Annotated in this window: 17 protein-coding genes; 16 read left to right on the plus strand and 1 reads right to left on the minus strand. The window is 38.0% G+C overall.

Going from position 1 to position 15,520, the window contains the following annotated elements; translation table 11 throughout:
• Nucleotides 1-50: 50 nt before the first annotated feature.
• From U1E44_RS14455 to U1E44_RS14480, 6 genes are all read left to right on the plus strand, one after another.
• Nucleotides 51-383 carry a YtxH domain-containing protein gene (locus U1E44_RS14455; RefSeq protein WP_322931817.1) on the plus strand — a complete coding sequence of 111 codons (333 nt, stop codon included), beginning with the start codon at nt 51-53 and terminating at the stop codon, nt 381-383.
• 2 nt (nt 384-385) lie between these two features.
• Nucleotides 386-739 (plus strand): hypothetical protein, encoded by a 354-nt coding sequence (locus U1E44_RS14460; RefSeq protein WP_322931818.1) that lies wholly within the window; start codon nt 386-388, stop codon nt 737-739.
• Entirely contained in the window at nt 736-939 is a 204-nt protein-coding gene (locus U1E44_RS14465; protein ID WP_322931819.1) for a hypothetical protein, read from the plus strand. The genes U1E44_RS14460 and U1E44_RS14465 overlap by 4 nt, the downstream gene beginning before the upstream one ends.
• Nucleotides 940-1,520: 581 nt before the next feature.
• Nucleotides 1,521-1,682 (plus strand): DUF1328 family protein, encoded by a 162-nt coding sequence (locus tag U1E44_RS14470; RefSeq protein WP_322931820.1) that lies wholly within the window; start codon nt 1,521-1,523, stop codon nt 1,680-1,682.
• Between the two features lie 25 nt (nt 1,683-1,707).
• Nucleotides 1,708-1,932, plus strand: a complete 225-nt coding sequence (locus U1E44_RS14475; RefSeq protein ID WP_322931821.1) for a hypothetical protein — start codon at nt 1,708-1,710, stop codon at nt 1,930-1,932.
• A 635-nt stretch (nt 1,933-2,567) separates the two neighbouring features.
• Entirely contained in the window at nt 2,568-3,593 is a 1,026-nt protein-coding gene (locus U1E44_RS14480) for a helix-turn-helix domain-containing protein (RefSeq protein WP_322931822.1), read from the plus strand.
• A gap of 190 nt (nt 3,594-3,783) precedes the next feature.
• Here U1E44_RS14480 and gldA read toward each other — a convergent pair whose 3' ends face one another.
• Nucleotides 3,784-4,686 (minus strand): gliding motility-associated ABC transporter ATP-binding subunit GldA, encoded by a 903-nt coding sequence (gene gldA, locus U1E44_RS14485; protein WP_322931823.1) that lies wholly within the window; start codon nt 4,684-4,686, stop codon nt 3,784-3,786.
• A 369-nt stretch (nt 4,687-5,055) separates the two neighbouring features.
• On the opposite strand from gldA, the gene U1E44_RS14490 reads away from it, so the two are divergent.
• From U1E44_RS14490 to U1E44_RS14535, 10 genes are all read left to right on the plus strand, one after another.
• Nucleotides 5,056-5,883, plus strand: coding sequence for a prephenate dehydratase (locus U1E44_RS14490; protein WP_322931824.1), 828 nt, complete (start codon nt 5,056-5,058; stop codon nt 5,881-5,883).
• Complete coding sequence (locus tag U1E44_RS14495; RefSeq protein WP_322931825.1) at nt 5,880-7,025, plus strand: pyridoxal phosphate-dependent aminotransferase; 1,146 nt, start codon at nt 5,880-5,882, stop codon at nt 7,023-7,025. The genes U1E44_RS14490 and U1E44_RS14495 overlap by 4 nt, the downstream gene beginning before the upstream one ends.
• 230 nt (nt 7,026-7,255) lie before the next feature.
• Complete coding sequence (locus U1E44_RS14500) at nt 7,256-8,116, plus strand: prephenate dehydrogenase (RefSeq protein WP_322931826.1); 861 nt, start codon at nt 7,256-7,258, stop codon at nt 8,114-8,116.
• A gap of 11 nt (nt 8,117-8,127) precedes the next feature.
• Nucleotides 8,128-9,210: a bifunctional 3-deoxy-7-phosphoheptulonate synthase/chorismate mutase type II gene (locus U1E44_RS14505; RefSeq protein WP_322931827.1), complete on the plus strand. Its 1,083-nt coding sequence runs from the start codon at nt 8,128-8,130 to the stop codon at nt 9,208-9,210.
• Between the two features lie 704 nt (nt 9,211-9,914).
• The gene (locus U1E44_RS14510; RefSeq protein ID WP_322931828.1) at nt 9,915-10,589 is read left to right on the plus strand and encodes a head GIN domain-containing protein; all 675 of its coding nucleotides are present in this window, start codon (nt 9,915-9,917) and stop codon (nt 10,587-10,589) included.
• 56 nt (nt 10,590-10,645) lie between these two features.
• The gene (locus U1E44_RS14515; RefSeq protein ID WP_322931829.1) at nt 10,646-12,175 is read left to right on the plus strand and encodes a CocE/NonD family hydrolase; all 1,530 of its coding nucleotides are present in this window, start codon (nt 10,646-10,648) and stop codon (nt 12,173-12,175) included.
• A gap of 185 nt (nt 12,176-12,360) precedes the next feature.
• Nucleotides 12,361-13,311, plus strand: coding sequence for a ribosome small subunit-dependent GTPase A (rsgA, locus tag U1E44_RS14520; RefSeq protein WP_322931830.1), 951 nt, complete (start codon nt 12,361-12,363; stop codon nt 13,309-13,311).
• Nucleotides 13,312-13,764, plus strand: coding sequence for a D-aminoacyl-tRNA deacylase (gene dtd / locus U1E44_RS14525; protein ID WP_322931831.1), 453 nt, complete (start codon nt 13,312-13,314; stop codon nt 13,762-13,764).
• Between the two features lie 10 nt (nt 13,765-13,774).
• Nucleotides 13,775-14,101: a nucleotide pyrophosphohydrolase gene (locus tag U1E44_RS14530; RefSeq protein WP_322931832.1), complete on the plus strand. Its 327-nt coding sequence runs from the start codon at nt 13,775-13,777 to the stop codon at nt 14,099-14,101.
• A 147-nt stretch (nt 14,102-14,248) separates the two neighbouring features.
• Nucleotides 14,249-15,484 (plus strand): 3-phosphoshikimate 1-carboxyvinyltransferase, encoded by a 1,236-nt coding sequence (locus U1E44_RS14535; RefSeq protein ID WP_322931833.1) that lies wholly within the window; start codon nt 14,249-14,251, stop codon nt 15,482-15,484.
• Nucleotides 15,485-15,520: the final 36 nt, after the last annotated feature.

Consider the following 15,520-nt stretch of genomic DNA (forward strand, 5'->3'; position numbering starts at 1 on the left):
TGCGAAGTAGAGGCCGTAATTTTGAGGTTTAACTCTTAAAATAAATACAAATGAGCAACAACAGTAATAATGTTTTGGTAGGGATTCTAGCAGGCACAGCCATAGGCGCCACTTTAGGAATACTCTTCGCGCCCGACAAAGGCACCAAAACCCGGAAGAAAATTGCAGACCAGGCGCTTGCAACTAGAGATACATTCTTAGATGAGGCAGGTCATATTAAAGAGAATCTAGCAAACTCATTCAATTCTAATAAAGATAGCCTGGAACAAAAGGTAGAGTCCTTAGTTTCAGATGCCAGCTATAAGGCGGAGGATCTTATCAGTCTGTTGGAAAACAAATTAACAGATTTAAAAGCAAAAAACAAGAAATTGCAAAAAGGATAAGAATGAGTGTTATTGATTCCATTAATGATACCACGGCGAAGGCATTAGATTTTGGGGAAAATTATATAGCTAAATCAGGAGCGTATTACCGGTTAAAAATTTTTCAGCAACTTACAATTTCTTTTTCTTTTTTCTTTAAGTTGATCGTGCTTGGCAGTTTGATTTTTCTGGGGATGATTTTCTTAACAGTAGCGGGTTCCATGGCCTTAGGCGACTATTTAGAAAGTTTGCCTTTGGCCTGTGTAATAATTGCTGGCGTATTATTCTTAATTGCGCTTATGATCTATATTTTAAGAAAAAATATTGATAAGAAGGTTATTGAAAAACTATCTACCACTTTTTTTGACGAAGAATGAAAAGAAGCTATACATCGTTTCAAGAGATTGAATTAGACCTGAAAAAATTACATCTAGAGCGAAAAATTGCTTTGGAGGAACTAAGAGGGCTTCGGTATGAATTTGAGGATATTATGAAACCTTACCACTGGATACAAACCGGGCTGGGAGCTTTAAAACGTATGGGCATTATCTTCCTTGTTCGGCGATTATTTAAATAAAACACCGCCAGTGTTTAAAAATAATTTAGGATAGGGGTTTTGGTTTCTCGTTTCGCTTCTCAGAAAGTTATATCATTTAGTGTGGTATATTCTTTGAATCCAGGATTTGTTCAAAATACCGAAAAAATAAACCCAGGCTCTAATGTTTCCGAATTTTAATCTGTAAAAGCGAGTAGTGATCTTGCGTGAGGTATTTGGAGAAGATTTCGTTGTCTTTGAGTCTCTTTTTTTGGGATCGTGACTAAATCTGGGTTCAATTGGCCGGCATCAATTTTGGAGGTCGTTATTGTTACTATCCAAGATTTCAAAAGAAGATACTCATAAGAGCCATAGCATAGCATTTCCAGAAATTTTTTAAAGAGGAAAACGTTAAGAATAGGCTTTGAAATCACTATGGTATAATACAGATCCTGAAATACTTTTCTAAGATATGGGATCGTGGCCAAATAAATGAGATTTTTTTAATGCGTTAATTATTAAATGGATACGGTTAATTGTTTTTTTTCACTATCCTAATATTTGTACTATAAAATTGGAAGACCACCGGTTTTAAATAGGTTTAACATTAAAAAATTAATACTATGTTACGTTGGACAGTCACTTTTATAATTTTGGCAATAATTGCCGGCATCTTTGGTTTTGGAGGAATAGCTGCTGGTGCGGCTGGTATAGCTAAAATTCTTTTCCTCATTTTTATAGTACTTTTTATCATTTCCTTAATTACAGGAAGACGAAAAATTTAATTGAACTAAAATAACATCAAACCAAATGAAAAGACAGATAATAAATTTAGCACTTACATTGTTTGCAATCGTATCCCTTACTGCATTTTCTTCTTGTAGAGAACAGAAGTCCAATGAAGAGAAATTAAAAGATGGGATAGAAAAAGTAGGAGAGGACATTGAAGAAGGTGTAGAAAAGGTCGGCGATGAAATTGAAGAAGGAGCGAAAAAGGTAGGCGACAAAATTGAAGATGCTACAGACGACAATTAGGAGGTAAACTTTTGTTTGCAATATGAAAAACGGATGAATCTCCACTGAGGTTCATCCGTTTTTTTATGGATATGCAGAGACCGTAAGTGGGGCATACGAAATACCCACCACCTGCGACTCCGAATGAAGATTTCAAACTTAATTTATTTTGAAACTCTGCCAATTTACAGCGGTAATAATAGGCGCTAATGCTATAGAATACTTCGCACTTTACTTGGAATAACGTGCGTACTACACATCCTGCGATCGTTTTTAAAGTACGGTAACGGTTAGGTTATATGTGCACCATGTATACCGGTTGTACTGGTTTTTTAAACGCTATTCTATATTAAAATCCTGTGTAAGACAAAAGGGTATGGAAATTGGATTTTGAAAAATAAGGAATAATTACCTTGCTTTAAAGGATTATATTTTGTATATTCTTTATTCATGGGATAACTTCTATTACCCAATTTTACACAGCTCGTGCTTGTCTTTAAATCGTATAACCAATTGATAGCAGATTAGTTACTATTTGTTTGAAGTAGTGGCATGATAATTCCTTCTAAAAGGTGTAAATAGCTCATGGATTTATTGATTTGCATCTCATGTAATTATTTAAGTTCAGTACTAATATTAACCCTGATCATCGTATTATGAAGACAATTAAAATATCAGGTTACGACCTCGCAACTAATTTAAGTCAACTCACCACATTTTTGGGTGGAAACGTAGTAGCCAAGAGTACAGAAGCTACTTTAGATTTTGACTGTCATGAGGTTCAAGGTAAGGCAAAAGGCTATCAGTTAGGAAATGGTATGTCTTATTTGGAGTTGGAAATTAACACCAAAGAAGATCTCATGATCGTTCAGCACCACGAAGATGAAAATATAGTCAACTTTATATATATTTCCACGGGATTTATAACCCATTCTTTTGATCTAAAGGAAGGGAAAATTAAATTGAAAAAACTGCAACCTATACTCATTAAAAATTCCGGAACAGCAAATCATTTTCAATTAAAAAGTCATGTACTTCATACAATTTCTATCATTAGAGTACCTATGGAAAGTGTAACGCATCCAGAGAGCGGCTTTTCTTATTACCATGTTTTAAAGGATGCTTTAGATCAATTCTATCTTAGCACTCATACAGTTTACTTGGCGTCTCATAATTTAAAAGTATTGACTAAAATTCAGGAATTACGCGATCTTAGAAGTCAAGGTATTGCAAAATGGCTTTTTGTGGAGGGCATTATTAATACTGTACTGGGAATGTTTATAGAGCAGTTGGAAGAGGATTTGGAGGGTGCTGAAAAACGGACTGGTTTGCTCACCAAAAAAGAAATGAAAATCATACAGGAAATGAGCACCTCAATAAAAAATTATCCCGATGTGCCGTACACCTTAAAGTTTTTGAATGCCAAAACAGGGATTTCACCATCCAAATTGCAGGAAGGATTTAAGCTTTTGCACAATAGGACGGTTACAGATTATATTCGAAATATAAGGGTAGAGACCGGAGAGCACTTAATTAAAACCACAGAGATGAATATTTCAGAAATTGTTTACAGTATAGGACTTACCAGTAGAAGTTATTTTTCTAAGATTTTTAAGGAAAAATACAATTGCAGTCCAAAGTACTATCAAGAACACCAAAATACGTTCGCTGGTACTCTTTAATTTTGTGAGCAATTTCTTAGAATAAACAGTCTTTGTAATGTATACATGGGTTTGCAATCCCTGTATGAGACTCCACCATCTTTTCGGATGACGTATTTCTTATCAATCTAATTTACAATAGAAATGGGTACATAACATTTCAGCGAACCTTTTTTAAAGAAGATGCTTTTATCCTCCTTTTTAGGAGAGGTTAGAGGACAACTCCCGTCAATTCCGTAAATAAACTTTCTAGATTCTTATTTTTTCTGCTTAACTGCAAGGTTTTTAGCTCGTTATCGTGCGCAAAATCGAAGAGTACGGGTCGCATATCCACAGTAGTGTTAAAGGTTACCTCATACACAAAACCACCGGTGTTTTTTACCTGAACCACATAGGGCAATTTTTGCAGTAAGGCTTCCTCAATTCGGTAATCAAATTCAACTTCAATAATTTGCTCGCCTTCCTCCTGTAATTCCGAGAGTTTTTTGTCGGCCACCAGAACCCCTTTATTGATAATCAGCACCCGATCGCAGACGGCCTCTACCTCTTTCATAATGTGGGTAGAGAGCAAAATGGTTTTTTCTTTTCCTATTTCCCGAATGAGTTTTCGTATTTCCAGCAACTGATTGGGATCTAAACCTGTGGTAGGCTCGTCCAAAATCAATACTTCCGGGTCGTGCAATAAGGCTGCTGCCAAACCAACACGTTGCCGGTATCCTTTGGAAAGTTGCCCGATTTTTTTATGGGCTTCCGGTAGTAGTCCGGTTTGTGCTATGACCTCGGTTATTTTTGCTTTGTTTACCTTATATACCGAAGCGTTGAATTCCAAATATTCCTTTACGTACATTTCCAGGTACAACGGATTGTGCTCGGGAAGGTATCCAATGCTTTTTTGCACCTCTTTTTTTTGTGTTAGGACATCATATCCATTTACGGTAGCTTCACCTTTATCGGCCTTGTGGTAGGTCGTTAAGATCTTCATCATGGTAGATTTCCCAGCGCCGTTGGGGCCCAAAAATCCAACGATCTCTCCCTTTTTTAGGGAAAATGAAATTGTATTTAGTGCCTTTTGAGTACCAAAACTTTTAGAAATATGCTGTACGGTAATGGACATGGCTTAAATTTTATCAAAAATAAACATTTCAGAATCAATCCAAGGAATAAAATATAGTCTGGGCATAGGTGGTTTTCGTAAGAATGGCATAAATTACCAACCCCATAAAACATTAGAATAAAAAAAATTACAGATTAAACTTGAATTTTAAATATAATTATTACTTTAGCCGAGATTTTACATCAAATGACAAAACAATATTTCTGGAACGGTTTTTATTTTTACTTCTTTTTTAAAAGAGAAGCGGGACTGTTGTAGGATATTTTTAAAATAAATAGATACCAAAGTCCCGCCAAAATCGGGGCTTTTTTTTTGAACAATTTTAAAAGAATTTTATAACCCACGCGGCCTAACGGTTGCTAGCAAGGAATGAAACTAAAAATAGCAATTCAAGGCATCAAAGGTTCTAACCATTATCAGGTGGCTAGAGATTATTTTGGAGAAAATATTGATTTGGTAGAATGTATGTCTTTTGATAAAATGGTAGATCATCTACTACAAAAAACTGCGGATAAAGGGGTAATGGCCATTGAAAATTCCATTGCAGGATCTATTATTCCCAATTATGCCCTTGTGTACCAGAACAACCTTCATATTATAGGCGAAAGGTACCTAAGCATACATCATAACCTAATGGTTTTAAAAGGGCAAACAATGCAGGATGTTAAGGAAGTACATTCGCATCCCATGGCATTATTACAATGTAAGGAGTTTTTTAGGGACTATCCTCATATAAAACTGGTAGAGGATGCCGATACGGCAGAAACGGCACAGCGCATTCAGGCACAACAATTAAAGGGAATTGCCGCAATAGCACCCAAGGTGGCATCAGAACTGTATGATTTGGAAGTCATTGCATCGGAAATCCAGACGATTAAGAATAACTCTACGCGTTTTATAATTATAAAAACCAAAAATAAGGTATTGCCGGAGAATGAAATTAACAAAGCCTCGCTTCGTTTTCTTACAGATCATAAAAGAGGAAGTTTAGCCGCAGTGTTGAATGTGATGAGCGATTGCCGACTAAATCTTACTAAAATACAATCCTTGCCCGTCATTGAGCGACCTTGGAAGTACGCCTTTTTTGTAGATGTTACCTTTGATAATTATGCAGATTATGCAAAGGCGAAATCACTTTTGGGAATTATGGCCGAGGAATTTAAAGTATTGGGCGAATATAAAAATGCACGACTATGATCACTACGGCCGATAGATTAAAAACGGTGGAAGAATACTACTTCTCCAAGAAATTGAGAGAAGTTAGAGGGCTTATAGCGGAAGGAAAGCCGATAATTAATATGGGTATTGGGAGTCCCGATTTAGCGCCTGCGCCGGAAGTTTTAGAAGCTGTACGCGCATCGCTAACGGATAATGGTGCTCATCAATACCAAAGTTATCAGGGTTTGCCGGAATTAAGGGAGGCCATTGCAGTGTTTTATCAATCTAAATTTGGAACTGTAGTAGATCCGGCAAGCGAGATTTTACCGCTTATGGGTTCTAAGGAAGGAATTATGCATATCAGCATGGCTTTTTTAAACCCCGGTGATGAAGTGCTTATTCCCAATCCCGGATATCCTACCTATACCTCGGTGACTAATTTAGTGGGCGCTGTTGCAACCTATTATGATTTGGTCTCAGAAAAGGGCTGGTTTCCCGATCTAGAAGCACTACAACAACAGGATTTGTCCAAAGTAAAATTAATGTGGGTAAGTTACCCGCACATGCCCACTGGAGCTACGGCCAATAAAGAACAATTACAATCGCTTTTAGATTTTGCAAAAAGGAATCATATTTTAGTGGTAAATGATAACCCTTACAGTTTTGTGCGTAATGAAAACCCCATCAGTATTTTAGAGATCGATGGAGCCAAAGAAGTAGCTCTGGAATTAAATTCGTTGAGCAAGACATTTAACATGGCCGGTTGGCGCGTGGGGATGGTCTTGGGAAATACGGAACATATCAACGCCATTTTAAAGGTAAAAAGCAATATGGATTCCGGGATGTTCTACGGGATTCAAAAAGGGGCTATTGCCGCCTTAAAAAGTAGTGAGGCTTGGTTTCAGTCGCTCAATACCGTTTATGAAACACGAAGAAAGTTAATGTTTCAATTGGCAAACACATTGAATTGTACCTATGATGAAAAGGCTGTGGGAATGTTTGTTTGGGCAAAATTACCGGAAGGAAGCCTTTCTTCAGAGCAGTTTGTAGATGAAGTATTATACGATAAAAATATCTTTATCGCCCCGGGAACTATTTTTGGGAGTAATGGGGAAGGCTATATTCGTTTTTCATTATGTGTTACAGAAGACAAAATAAGGGAAGCGATAGGGAGGTATTAGTATGGAGTAGTACGTAGCGAGAAGTGAAATCTTTCGAGATTATTGTGAAAATGTATTAATGTGAAAATGTATCAATGTGAAAATAAACCGAGATAGCAACTAAGTTTGCGATATACCTATTAGAATATTCAGTTTACATCAAAGAAAAACAAAGAATAATAGCGCAAACGATTAACCAACAACGAATAACGAGGAACGAATAACGAACAACGAACAACGTGCAATAAAAAATGAATGTATTTGTAATTGGTATCGGGTTAATTGGCGGATCTATGGTTAAGGACATCAAAGGTTTGTATGCCCATGCCAAAATTTATGGGATAGATGCCAATCCGCTGCATTTGGAGGAAGCCCAAAGTTTAGGGCTTATCGATATAAAATCAGATTTTGACCAATTGCATCTAGCGGATGTAGTCATTGTAGCTATTCCGGTAGATGTTCTATTAACGGTGTTACCTTCAGTTTTAGATTCCATTTCGGATGAGGCTGTGGTTTTTGATGTGGGCTCTACCAAATCCCAAGTATGTAAGGTGGTAGAAGGGCATGAAAGAAGGCGCAACTTTTTGGCATGCCATCCCATTTCCGGCACTGAATTTTCAGGGCCATCTGCTGCTGTTGAAGGGCTCTTCCAAGATAAGACCAATATTATTTGTGAGGTAGAAAAAACGGCTTTTAAACTGCAGGAAAAAGCCTTGGAATTGTTTAAGCAGCTCGGAATGCGTATTCGGTATATGAATCCTGAGGCGCATGATAAGCACATTGCGTATGTATCACATTTGTCACACATCAGCTCATTTATGTTAGGAAAGACAGTAATTGAGAAAGAGAAAAATGAACGTGATATTTTTGACATGGCGGGAAGCGGATTCGAGAGCACCGTTCGGTTGGCAAAAAGTTCGCCGGCCATGTGGACGCCCATTTTTAAACAGAATAAAGAAAATGTAGTAGAAACTTTAGAAGAATACATTCAAAACTTAAATGATTTTAAAAAAATGCTTCTCCAAGATGATTATGAAGGCATTTACAACGAAATGAATAACACCAATAAAATAAAACAAATATTAAACGGAATACCACAAAACAAGAAATAATAGCGTAAAAAATGGAAAATTCAAAAGAAATGAGGACTTGGTTAGACGACATGAAATTAGACCACCCATTGGTCATTGCCGGTCCATGTAGTGCAGAAACAGAAGATCAGGTGCTCAGAATAGCACATGAGTTAAAGGATACCGATGTAAATTACTACAGAGCAGGAATCTGGAAACCCAGAACACGTCCGGGAATGTTTGAAGGCGTTGGCGCTATTGGGTTAAAATGGTTGCAACGGGTTCAGGAAGAAACCGGAATGAAAACCGCTACCGAGGTGGCGAACAGAGCCCATGTAGATTTGGCATTAGAGAATAATGTAGATTTGTTGTGGATCGGTGCACGATCTACCGTAAGTCCGTTTATCATTCAGGAAATTGCAGACGCTCTGGAAGGAACAGACAAAATCATCTTGGTTAAAAACCCTGTGAATCCTGATTTATCACTTTGGTTAGGGGCTATAGAACGATTGGCCAAAGCCAATATAAAAAAATTGGGCGTAATCCACAGAGGCTTTTCTACCTACGAAAAAACAAAATATCGCAACATTCCGGAATGGCAATTGGCCATCGAGTTGCAAACTAAATTCCCGGATTTGCCTATTATTAATGATCCTTCGCACATTACAGGAAAAAGAGATATGATTTTTGATGTATCGCAAACTGCGTTAGATTTAAATTTTGACGGGTTAATGATAGAAACCCATGATGATCCGGATAATGCCTGGAGCGATGCTGCCCAGCAAGTAACACCGGCACGTTTAATTCAGATTATGAAGGATTTGAAAATTAGAAAAGAAACCGATCAAGAAATGGATTACACCAGTAAGCTGAGTAACCTTCGCGCTCAAATAGATATTATGGATCATCAGTTACTCGACATCCTAGGGAAACGAATGAAAATTTCTGAAGGAATTGGTGCGTTAAAGAAACAAAAGAATGTGGCGGTTTTGCAAAGTGCTCGTTGGAACGAGATTCTCGGTGCTATGATTTTAGAGGGAGAAACCAAAGGACTCAGCGAAGAATTTGTGCTGCGGTTGTTCAAGGCCATTCATCAGGAATCCATTAACCATCAGGAAAAGATTATCAATGCTTAACTACGTAAACCCGACGACAAGTCGGGTTTCTTATTTATTTTAAAGAAAAATCGGACTCCTCCCTTTGTATAAAGGGAGGTGGCTTCGCTAAGCGAAGACGGAGGGATGGATCTGGTATTCCGGTAGTAATATTATCCATTTAAAGCCATTTCCTCTAGAGCAACCGTGGAGGTTGGAATCTCATAAAGGTAGGGTGTTAAATTATCTAAGGAATGTAATGTGCGCATCATAAAAAGTCTTTAATCTAAAGAAACCCCGACCCTTGGGTCGAGGTTTCTTATTTATCGCTCCTTTGGAGAGGTCGGAACTGCCTTTTGCAGTTCCGGGTGAGGTAAAATACAAAATTTCGGATTTTGGCCCAAAGGCCAAAATGAAACTGGCGAAATACCCCTATGGCTTGCCTCGGGGATAGTCAGTTTCAAAAAATTTTTTATTTTAAAGAAAAATCGGACTCCTCCCTTTGTCTAAAGGGAGGTGGCTTCGCTAAGCGAAGACGGAGGGATGGATCTGGTGTTCCGGTAGTAACACTCTCCATTTAAAGCCATTTGCTATAGAGCAACCGTGGAGGTTGGAATCTCATAAAGGTAGGGTGTTAAATTATCTAATGAATGTAATGTGCGCATCATAAAAAGTCTTTAAATTTAAGAAAAAGTGTAACAACAAGGATGTTAGGTCATCTTTACCTAAACTAAAACACATAAAACATGAAAAGAATAGTCACTATAGTCTTGATGATGGTAGCCGGTACTGCTTTTTCGCAACGCATTGTAGATAAGCAAGTAGGCAATTTTAAAGAAGTAAAAGTTTTTGATTTAATTGAAGTCAACCTGATTCATTCTGACGAAGACAAGGTGTTGATCAAAGGAAAGAATGTGGATGATATCCAAATTGTCAATAAAAACGGCAAACTTAAGATCCGGATGCAATTGGATAAAATTTTCACGGGAGAAGATACTTTTGTAGAAGTATATTACACCAAACTGGATGTAATTGATGCCAATGAAGGATCCAGAATAACGTCTAATGCCCAGATGCATCAAAATAGCATTCAACTTAGGGCTCAAGAAGGTGCAAAAATAAAAGTAGGCTTAGATGTGGCCTATGTGGATGCAAGAGCGGTTACCGGGGGAATCATTGAGGCATCGGGATTGGCAAAAAGTCAGGCCATCGTTCTAAATACCGGTGGAATTTTTGAAGGAAGGGCGCTACGAACTGAAGATTCAAAAATTAAAATTAGTGCCGGGGGCGAATCTGAAATTTATGCCACGGAAAGTGCAGATATTACCATAAGAGCCGGTGGTGATGTACATGTGTACGGCAATCCAAAAGAGATAAATAAAAACACATTTGCCGGTGGAAGAGTGCACATAAAAGGGTAATTTTAGAGCATCAGAGGAGCAAAAATTGCTCCATTTCTTAAAAATAGGATCACGATATGGCGCAACGCATATTCCTACTATTTCTATTGTTTCAGGTACACGCAGGGTTTAGTCAAACCTCATTACAGAAAATTGCGTTGCGCAATGGGAGCATGGATGTTGGATTTCGGCACTATCTTTCTGCCGACAGCACACGAACATATAACAGAATATTCGATTGGCGCACTAAAAGTGTAGCACGACCAATTCCGATAAGCTTGTGGTATCCTGCTAAAGAAACTATAAACAACACAGAACCACTCAAGATTATAGAATACTTCGAAATTTTGAAAGTGGAAGAAGAATGGGAGTACTTACCCAATGAGCAATTGTTAAATTGGTTTTACTATCCAAATACGGTTGCCAATCAAAATCACCTTAAAGAAAAAACCACGGCATATAAGCATAATGAACCTATATATGGCCGTTTTCCGGTAGTGATTTACACACCAAGTTATCAGGCATCTTCAATAGAAAATTTTGCTTTATGTGAGTTTTTAGCAAGTCATGGCTATATTGTTATTTCCAGTCCGAGTCGGGGCACCGAAAATAGATTTTTTGAGGGTGGAACGGAAAAGGACTTGGAAACACAGGCAAGAGATGTGGAATTCTTGATTAAAGAAGTTGGAAAGGTACAGAATGCCGATTATAACCGTATTGCAACAATGGGCTTCAGTTTTGGGGGAATGGCTAACATGCTTGCACAAATGCGAAATAAGAATATTAAAGCGGTTATAAGTTTGGATGGCAGTGAAAGGTATCAGTATACTACTTTAAAAAGGTCACCTTTTTTTAATATCGAAAAGATAGATATTCCCTACATGCATCTAGCACAAAAGGATATTCCCGAACTGGTTTTAAAAGAAGACAACATAAATGCAGAACTCAATTACGAATTCGAGCTTTACGACAGTATTGTTTATAGTGATGCATTCCAATTAAAGTTTCATAACCTAACCCATTCGCATTTTAGTACGTTGGGTGTTCTTTTTGAGCCACGGGACCAAAGACAGGATAAGAGTGATTTGGAAATAATGGAATCATACAGATTGGTTTCAGAATATACCTTAAATTTTTTGAACGCCTTCTTTAAGGATGATACAGGCGCTGTACATTTTTTAGAAAATGAACCTTCCGAGAATAGAGTGGAAAAAGGCTTAATTACCAAACAATTTAAGAAGAAGAAAAACCTACCAATGAATTTCCAGGATTTTAATGAATTAGCGTTAAAACAGAACTACGAACATCTATATGAACTGTACAAATCCATTCTGGAAAAGAATCCGACGATGCAATTGCCAGAAGGCAATCTAAACAATCTTGGCTTACAACTGGTTTTCAATCCTAAGACCTCGCAAAAAGGGATTAATGTATTTTTGTTTGCAACAGGGATTTATCCAAATTCTGCCAATCTTTTTGATAGCTTGGCGGAGGCCTATTTATTTATGGGAGATAAGGAAAAGGCCATAGAAAACTTTAAAAAATCTTTAAAACTAGATTCTCAAAACCAAAATGCGGTAGATCGTTTGAAATTACTTGAGAACTAAAATCAAACAACATTCTTTAAGGAATTAGTGAACTGGAATTTTTGGATTCTAAAAAATCCTGAAGTTTTTGCGGACTTTTTTTGGATGATTCTGACTTTTATAAAGCGGCATGCCATCAAATATACAGCAATTGTTAAAGGGAAAAATCGTTATTTTGTCATGGAACTATAATTTTAAAAACAAGAATGACAGGAATAGTGTATAAATCTACCGGAAGTTGGTATACCGTAAAGGCCGAAGACGGTAGTTTTTATGAATGCACTATCAAAGGGAAGTTTCGGATAAAAGGGATAAAAAGCACCAATCCCGTAGCCGTGGGAGATCGTGTTACCTTCGACATTGAAAAAATAGGGGATGAAACCATTGGTATTGTTACCGATATTGCCGAGAGGAAAAATTATATCATCCGTAAATCGGTAAATCTTTCCAAACAGACCCATATTATTGCTTCTAATTTAGATCAGGTGTTTTTAATGATCACCCTTAACAACCCGCCTACATTTACCAGTTTTATAGATCGGTTTTTGGTTACTTCTGAGGCGTATCATATTCCGGCGGTGTTGTTGTTCAATAAAATAGATACCTATAGCGATGTCGAAATAGAGGAGATAACGTATTTGATTACTATGTATGGTGCTATTGGCTATACCTGCATAGCGATTTCGGCAACAACCGGAAAGAATATCGATGCAGTAAAAGAATTAATGAAAGGGAAAACCAGTATGTTTTCCGGGCATTCCGGCGTGGGTAAATCTACCTTAGTCAATGCCATTGCACCGGATTTAAATCTAAAAACTACCAAAATTTCTACCCAACATGCGCAGGGACAGCATACCACTACTTTTGCGGAAATGTTCGATTTAGAAATGGATGCTCGTATCATAGACACACCCGGCATCAAAGGATTTGGGGTGGTAGATATGGAAAAAGAGGAAGTAGGTGGCTATTTTCCGGAATTTTTTAAATTGAAGCCATCTTGTAAGTTTCACAACTGTCTTCACTTAGATGAACCCCATTGCGCCGTAAAAGAGGCTTTGGAGCGCGATGAGGTGGCTTGGAGTCGTTACAGAAGTTATGTACAGATTGTTACCGGAGAAGAAGAAGGATATAGAACAGCTATGTACGAACAAAAATAGATGAGGGCAGTTATACAACGAGTTTCAAGAGCAAGTGTCACCGTAAATTCGGAAGTCATAGCAAAAATAGACCACGGGTTTCTTATTTTACTGGGCATAGAAGATGCCGATTCAGTAGAGGATCTACACTGGCTATCAAAGAAAATAGCAAACCTTCGGATTTTTAATGATTCGGAGGGTGTAATGAATTTGTCCTTGAAAGATATTGATGGAGATGCCATAGTGGTGAGTCAGTTTACCTTGCATGCGGCAACGAAAAAGGGGAATAGACCTTCCTATATCAAAGCTGCTAAACCTGAGGTTGCAATTCCGCTTTATGAAAAATTTGTTCACCAAGTAGAAACAGAATTAGAAAAGAAAATTGGCACAGGTGTTTTTGGGGCTGATATGAAGGTGGAACTTCTGAACGATGGCCCGGTAACGATACTAATCGACACTAAGAATAGAGAATAAATAAAATCAGATGAACATACAAAACGCACAACAAACGGTTGATGATTGGATAAAAGCCCACGGTGTTCGCTATTTTAATGAGCTTACCAATATGGCGCAACTCACAGAGGAAGTAGGTGAGGTAGCTCGCATTATTGCCCGAAGATATGGCGAGCAAAGCGAAAAAGAGTCCGATAAAGATAAGGATTTAGGAGAAGAATTGGCCGATGTACTCTTTGTGGTGCTCTGTTTGGCCAATCAGACCGGAATTGATTTGCAAGAGGCCTTCGACAAAAAATTAGATCTAAAAACCAAGCGCGATCACGATAGACACAATACCAACGAAAAGCTGAAATAATGGTATATTTGCTTTTTTGATCGGGGTCTGTAGCATAAGGCGCTTTCGCAATACCTTTCGGGTTTCTCAAAAAAGCACTAAACCTTACATAAAAGCGGTACTATCCTTCAAAACCTGACCGTAAAATTACATAAATACAATAGCATTTTGAAAATTCAACTTACGCCTCCTATTATAAAACGGATCCAAGCGAATATAGAAATCACCGGTTCTAAAAGTGAATCTAATCGCTGTTTACTGCTAAAAGCGATATATCCAAACCTTAGTATAACCAATAGTTCTAATTCCGATGATTCGGAAGTGATGGAAAAAGGGCTAAAAATTGATACCGGAACGGTAGATATCCATCATGCCGGTACAGCCATGCGGTTTTTAACCAGTTATTTTGCCTCACAGGAGGGAAAGGAGGTTGTCTTGACGGGTTCAAAACGGATGACAGAACGCCCTATAAAGGTGTTGGTAGATGCCCTAAGAAGTCTTGGGGCAGCGATATCGTATGCGCAAGAAGAAGGCTATCCGCCACTAAAAATAACAGGAAAGAAACTTACCAAAAGTAAGGTGAGCCTTCCGGCAGATATCAGTAGTCAGTACATTTCATCTCTGTTGCTCATTGCACCAAATTTAGAAAACGGCTTGGAGTTGGAATTGTTGGGTAAAATTACATCCGTTCCCTATATTAAAATGACCTTAGGCTTGTTATCTCAAATTGGAGTACCTAGTACTTTTCAAGGCAATACCATAAAAGTAGTTCCAAAACCAGCTGTAGGCGCTATAAATGTAGTGGTAGAGTCGGACTGGAGTTCGGCCTCTTATTTTTATAGTAGTATGGCTTTGGCGGAAGTGGGGTCGGAAATCACCTTGTCGTCTTACAAAAAGGATAGCCTTCAGGGCGATAGCGTCTTAGCGGAAATTTATACCGATTTTGGAGTAACCACGACTTTTGTCGACAATAGGATTATCTTAAAAAAAGAAACGCAATGTTTGCGGCAATCTATTACTATTGATCTGGCCAATGCTCCGGATATTGCCCAAACCATTGCAGTGAGCTGTTTCGGCTTGGAAATGGAGTGCCATCTTACCGGATTGCATACGCTAAAAATTAAGGAAACCGATCGTTTAGAAGCTTTAAAAACAGAACTATCGAAACTAGGAGCATCTATTTCGGTGACGGACAAAACCCTTACGTTAGTAGCGTCAAAAGTAATTAGGGAAGGGATCGCCATAGACACCTATAATGATCACCGAATGGCTATGGCTTTTGCGCCCTTAGCGCTAAAAACCCATCTTATCATTAATGATGCAGAAGTGGTTTCAAAATCGTATCCCGACTTTTGGAGCGATATGGAAAAATTGGGTATTGGGGTTGTGTCTTCCATGGAATGATGTTGTTTTTTTATAGGAGATAAAGCAATCAAAGTT

The organism is Aurantibrevibacter litoralis (genome assembly GCF_034651555.1).
GTDB lineage: Bacteria > Bacteroidota > Bacteroidia > Flavobacteriales > Flavobacteriaceae > Aurantibrevibacter > Aurantibrevibacter litoralis.

Excerpts from the sequence above, each read along its gene's own strand:
- U1E44_RS14455 (WP_322931817.1), top strand. The coding sequence starts at position 51 with ATGAGCAACAACAGTAATAATGTTTTGGTAGGGATTCTAGCAGGCACA.
- U1E44_RS14460 (WP_322931818.1), top strand. The coding sequence starts at position 386 with ATGAGTGTTATTGATTCCATTAATGATACCACGGCGAAGGCATTAGAT.
- U1E44_RS14465 (WP_322931819.1), top strand. The coding sequence starts at position 736 with ATGAAAAGAAGCTATACATCGTTTCAAGAGATTGAATTAGACCTGAAA.
- U1E44_RS14470 (WP_322931820.1), top strand. The coding sequence starts at position 1,521 with ATGTTACGTTGGACAGTCACTTTTATAATTTTGGCAATAATTGCCGGC.
- U1E44_RS14475 (WP_322931821.1), top strand. The coding sequence starts at position 1,708 with ATGAAAAGACAGATAATAAATTTAGCACTTACATTGTTTGCAATCGTA.
- U1E44_RS14480 (WP_322931822.1), top strand. The coding sequence starts at position 2,568 with ATGAAGACAATTAAAATATCAGGTTACGACCTCGCAACTAATTTAAGT.
- gldA (WP_322931823.1), bottom strand. The coding sequence starts at position 4,686 with ATGTCCATTACCGTACAGCATATTTCTAAAAGTTTTGGTACTCAAAAG.
- U1E44_RS14490 (WP_322931824.1), top strand. The coding sequence starts at position 5,056 with ATGAAACTAAAAATAGCAATTCAAGGCATCAAAGGTTCTAACCATTAT.
- U1E44_RS14495 (WP_322931825.1), top strand. The coding sequence starts at position 5,880 with ATGATCACTACGGCCGATAGATTAAAAACGGTGGAAGAATACTACTTC.
- U1E44_RS14500 (WP_322931826.1), top strand. The coding sequence starts at position 7,256 with ATGAATGTATTTGTAATTGGTATCGGGTTAATTGGCGGATCTATGGTT.
- U1E44_RS14505 (WP_322931827.1), top strand. The coding sequence starts at position 8,128 with ATGGAAAATTCAAAAGAAATGAGGACTTGGTTAGACGACATGAAATTA.
- U1E44_RS14510 (WP_322931828.1), top strand. The coding sequence starts at position 9,915 with ATGAAAAGAATAGTCACTATAGTCTTGATGATGGTAGCCGGTACTGCT.
- U1E44_RS14515 (WP_322931829.1), top strand. The coding sequence starts at position 10,646 with ATGGCGCAACGCATATTCCTACTATTTCTATTGTTTCAGGTACACGCA.
- rsgA (WP_322931830.1), top strand. The coding sequence starts at position 12,361 with ATGACAGGAATAGTGTATAAATCTACCGGAAGTTGGTATACCGTAAAG.
- dtd (WP_322931831.1), top strand. The coding sequence starts at position 13,312 with ATGAGGGCAGTTATACAACGAGTTTCAAGAGCAAGTGTCACCGTAAAT.
- U1E44_RS14530 (WP_322931832.1), top strand. The coding sequence starts at position 13,775 with ATGAACATACAAAACGCACAACAAACGGTTGATGATTGGATAAAAGCC.